Origin of the sequence: Isoptericola sp. NPDC057191 (genome assembly GCF_042670225.1) — a bacterium.
In the GTDB taxonomy this organism is placed as follows: Bacteria; Actinomycetota; Actinomycetes; order Actinomycetales; family Cellulomonadaceae; genus Isoptericola.
Genome location: NZ_JBHUWC010000265.1, coordinates 1 through 3,940, shown reverse-complemented (window position 1 = coordinate 3,940; position 3,940 = coordinate 1). Strand labels below are relative to the sequence as shown.

At 75.1% G+C, this 3,940-nt stretch carries 3 protein-coding genes; 2 read left to right on the top strand and 1 reads right to left on the bottom strand.

Translation table 11 applies throughout. The annotated features are described in order from the left end of the window. Positions 1-208: 208 nt before the first annotated feature. On the top strand, positions 209-901 hold the full coding sequence (locus ACFT55_RS19525; RefSeq protein WP_380245510.1) for a YoaK family protein: 693 nt from the start codon (positions 209-211) through the stop codon (positions 899-901). Then, positions 898-2,835 carry a gamma-glutamyltransferase family protein gene (locus ACFT55_RS19520; protein WP_380245509.1) on the top strand — a complete coding sequence of 646 codons (1,938 nt, stop codon included), beginning with the start codon at positions 898-900 and terminating at the stop codon, positions 2,833-2,835. The genes ACFT55_RS19525 and ACFT55_RS19520 overlap by 4 nt, the downstream gene beginning before the upstream one ends. A 9-nt stretch (positions 2,836-2,844) precedes the next feature. Here ACFT55_RS19520 and ACFT55_RS19515 read toward each other — a convergent pair whose 3' ends face one another. Then, the gene (locus tag ACFT55_RS19515) at positions 2,845-3,819 is read right to left on the bottom strand and encodes a polysaccharide pyruvyl transferase family protein (RefSeq protein ID WP_380245508.1); all 975 of its coding nucleotides are present in this window, start codon (positions 3,817-3,819) and stop codon (positions 2,845-2,847) included. Between the last annotated feature and the right edge of the window lie 121 nt (positions 3,820-3,940).

Genomic DNA, 3,940 nt, shown 5'->3' with positions numbered 1-3,940 from the left:
CCGAGGTAGTCACCGACCCGCCGTGGTAGTCACCGAACCGCCGCGGTTGTGCGGGCCCAGCGGGGCGCGCACTACCTCGGCACTTGCGTGACTACCTCGGCGCGCGCTACTACCTCGGCTCCATCTCGACTACCTCGGCGCTCGCGGTACTACCTCGGCTCGGCGTGAACTACCTCGTGCTGGCGGTGGCGGTCTGTACGGTGACATGGTGCCCCGCCCCCTCCTCGGTCCGCTCGGCCACGACCGCGACCGGCTGCACCTGGTCCTCATGCTCGCCCTGACGTTCTCGACCGGCATCGCCGACGCGGTCGGCTACCTCGGCCTGGACCGCGTCTTCACCGGGAACATGACGGGCAACGTCGTGATCCTCGGGATGGCGCTGGCCGGCGGGGACGACCTGCCGGTCACGGGACCGCTGCTCGCCCTCGGCACGTTCATGGCCGGAGCCGCGCTGGCCGGCGTGGTGCTGCGGCCCGTGCAGGTGGGCTGGACGGCCCGCACCACCGGGCTCCTCGCCACGGTGGGGACGCTCCTGGCCGCCATCACCGTGCTGCTCGTCGTCGCCGAGGACGACCTGCCGCACGCCGTGCAGCTCACCGTCACGGGGCTGCTCGCGCTCGCGATGGGCACGCAGGCCGCGACGGCGCGGCACCTGTCGGTCAAGGACGTCACGACCGTCGTCGTCACCTCGACCATCACCGGCCTCGCGGCCGACTCGCGGCTCGCCGGAGGTTCCGGCAAGCACGCCGGGCGACGCCTCACCGCGATCGCCCTCATCTGCGCGGGCGCCGCCGTCGGCGCCCTGCTGCTGCAGGTCCACCTGGCGTGGGGCGTGGCCGTCAGCGCCGTGCTCACGCTCCTCGTCGCCGCCCTCGGACACACCACGGAGGAAGCCCGATGACGTTCGTCCCCCCGACCCCCCACCCGACACGGCCCGACCTGCGCGGCACGTTCGGGATGGTCGCCTCCACCCACTGGCTCGCGAGCGCGAGCGCACAGTCCGTGCTCGAACGGGGCGGGAACGCCTTCGACGCAGCGGTGGCCGGCGCGTTCGTGCTGCACGTGGTGGAGCCGCACCTCAACGGGCCCGGCGGGGACCTGACGGCGATCCTCGCGACGGCGGACGACCCCGGCCGGCCGCGCGTGCTGGTCGGGCAGGGCCCCGCACCCGCGGGCGCCACGATCGCGCACTACCGCGACGTGGAGGGACTGGACCTCGTCCCCGGCTCGGGCGCGCTCGCCGCGGCGGTCCCCGGCGCGGTCGACGCCTGGCTCCTGCTGCTGCGCGACCACGGCACCTGGACCGTGGCGGACGTCCTCGCCCCCGCGCTCGGCTACGCGCGCGACGGCCACCCGGTGCTCGCCGCCGTGTGCCGCACGATCGACGGGGTGTCCGAGCTGTTCCGCGACCACTGGCCCACCTCCGCGGCGCGCTGGCTCCCGGACGGACGAGCCCCGCGGCCGGGCGAGCTCGTCACGAACCCGGAGCTGGCCGCCGTCCTCGAGCAGGTCACGACGGCGGAGCGGGACGCGGCCGCGACCGGAGCCGACCGGGGCGGCGCCGTCGACGCCGCCCGTGCCGCGTGGCGCACCGTCGTCGGCCAGGCGGTCGAGGAGTTCGTGCGCACGCCCCACCGGCACGCCGACGGCCGCGACCACGCCGGCGTGCTCACGGCCGCGGACGTCGCCGGGTTCGAGGCCACCTTCGAGGACGCGGCGACGATCGAGTTCCGTGGGTACACGGTGGCCAAGACCGCCGCCTGGGGGCAGGGCCCCGCCCTGCTGGAGGCGCTGCGCATCCTCGACGGGTTCGACGACGCGCGGCTCGACCCGTCGACCGAGCTCGGCGCGCACACCGTGCTGGAGGCGCTCAAGCTCGCGCTCGCCGACCGCGACACCTGGTACGGAGACCTGCACGGAGACCCGCGCGGCGACCTGCACGGCGACGACGGCGGGGTGCCCCTCGACGTGCTGCTCTCCCCCGGGTACGCCGCGGAGCGCCGGGCCCTGATCGGGGACCGTGCATCGCACGACGTGCGTCCCGGCGACGTGCCAGGCCGCCCGACGCCCGCCGTCCCCCCGCTGCGCACCACCTACGCGACGGACGTGCCCGCCGCCGCGCTCCCCGGCGCGCCGACCGGCGGCGCGACCGCCGGGATCGGCGAGCCGACCGTCGCCGTGCCGGCTGCCGTGGGCGCCGCACCGCTGAACGGCGACGGCCTGGAGACGGACGCCACGGGAGCGACCCGCGGCGACACGTGCCACCTGGACGTCGTGGACCGCTGGGGCAACATGATCAGCGCGACGCCGTCGGGCGGCTGGCTGCAGTCCTCCCCCACGGTTCCCGGCCTCGGGTTCGCGCTCGGCACCCGCCTGCAGATGACGTGGCTCGACGAGGCGTCGCCGTCCCGCCTGGAGCCAGGTCGGCGGCCACGCACGACGCTCACCCCCACGCTCGTCCTGCGCGACGGTGCCCCCGTGCTCGCGTGCGGGTCGCCCGGCGGCGACCAGCAGGACCAGTGGCAGCTCGCGTTCCTGCTCCGGGTGCTGGTCGGCGGCTACACGCCGCAGGAGGCGATCGACGCCCCCGCGCTGCACACCACGTCCGCCCCCGGCTCCTTCTGGCCGCGCACCTGGACGCCCGGCGGCGCCGTCGTCGAGGACCGGCTGGGCGCCGACGTCCTCGCCGGCCTGGCGGAGCGCGGCCACGCGCTCACGCTCGCCGGCGACTGGGCGCTCGGGCGGCTCAGCGCCGTCACGCGCGACCCCGCCACCGGCGTGCTGGGCGCGGCCGCGAACCCGCGCGGCGCGCAGGGGTACGCCGCCGGCCGCTGAACCCGACCGTTACGAGCGGGCACCCGCCAGCAGCCCGGGAGCGGGCTCGGCCGTCGGCGGACGCGCGCTCGTCCTGCGCCGCAGGAACGGGGAGGCGTCGAGCAGCGGACGGTAGTCGTACTCGATCCGTTCGGCACTGAACGCCAACGAGTCGCGCAGCCGCTCGCCGGTGACGGGACCGGCGGCGAGGTCGAAGCGCTGCGGGCTGCGGAACTTCTCCACCGAGGCGAAGTAGTCGTAGAACTTGAACACGCCGCCGCGCGGCGAGCCGGAGGCCAGCCAGGCGTTGGGGATGCCGTAGGCGTCCGAGACGATGAGCCCGTGCAGGGACGACGTGACGATCCGCCGGCACGAGAGGAGCTCGCGGACGACCGCCTCGACGTCCCCGCGCGCGAAGTCGACGAGCTTCACGCCTGGCCCGAACGTCGCCCGCGCCCAGCGGCGCTCGCTCCACCGGACCGCCACCCCGTACTCGTGCGTGACGGGCACCTTCGGCCGGTAGTACAGCGGGAGCAGCAGGGCGGGGTCGCCGTAGACCTCGGGCACGTCGATGCCGAAGCCCTTGGACGCACCGAGCTTGGCCCGGGTCAGGGGCCCGCGGACCGCGGTGTATTGCGCGTCCGGCGACACCTCGGCCCTGCCCTCGGTGCCGTAGGTACCGCTGCCCCAGACGACGGAGCCCGCGGTCGCCTGGCTGATGATCGAGCCGATCACCATGTAGTGCGGCTTCTTCCGGTCGGCGACCGCCACCTTCCTGCCCGTCATCTGCCGCACGAGCCACGGCGACAGGAGGTCGCCGAAGTTGGGCCGGTAGGTGAAGTAGTTGAGCGGCACCGTGCCGTCCGTCTCGATGAGGTCTGCCACCTCGTAGTCGTCGAGCAGACGACGCGAGGAGCGGCCGCCGGGGGCGTCCGGCGCTCGGCGGCCGAGACCGGACCGCGCCACCTCGGCGAGTCGGGCTCGGACGGAGGAGGAGGTCGGCATGTGCGCTCCGATGCTTCGGTCGATTTCCGTATAAGTCCGATCAGACTACACGGATATCGTCGCCCGCCGCCGAGGCCGGTCGGCACGCGCGACGGGAGCACGCGACGGCCCGCCGGAGACC

Excerpts from the sequence above, each read along its gene's own strand:
- ACFT55_RS19515 (WP_380245508.1), bottom strand. The coding sequence starts at position 3,819 with ATGCCGACCTCCTCCTCCGTCCGAGCCCGACTCGCCGAGGTGGCGCGG.
- ACFT55_RS19520 (WP_380245509.1), top strand. The coding sequence starts at position 898 with ATGACGTTCGTCCCCCCGACCCCCCACCCGACACGGCCCGACCTGCGC.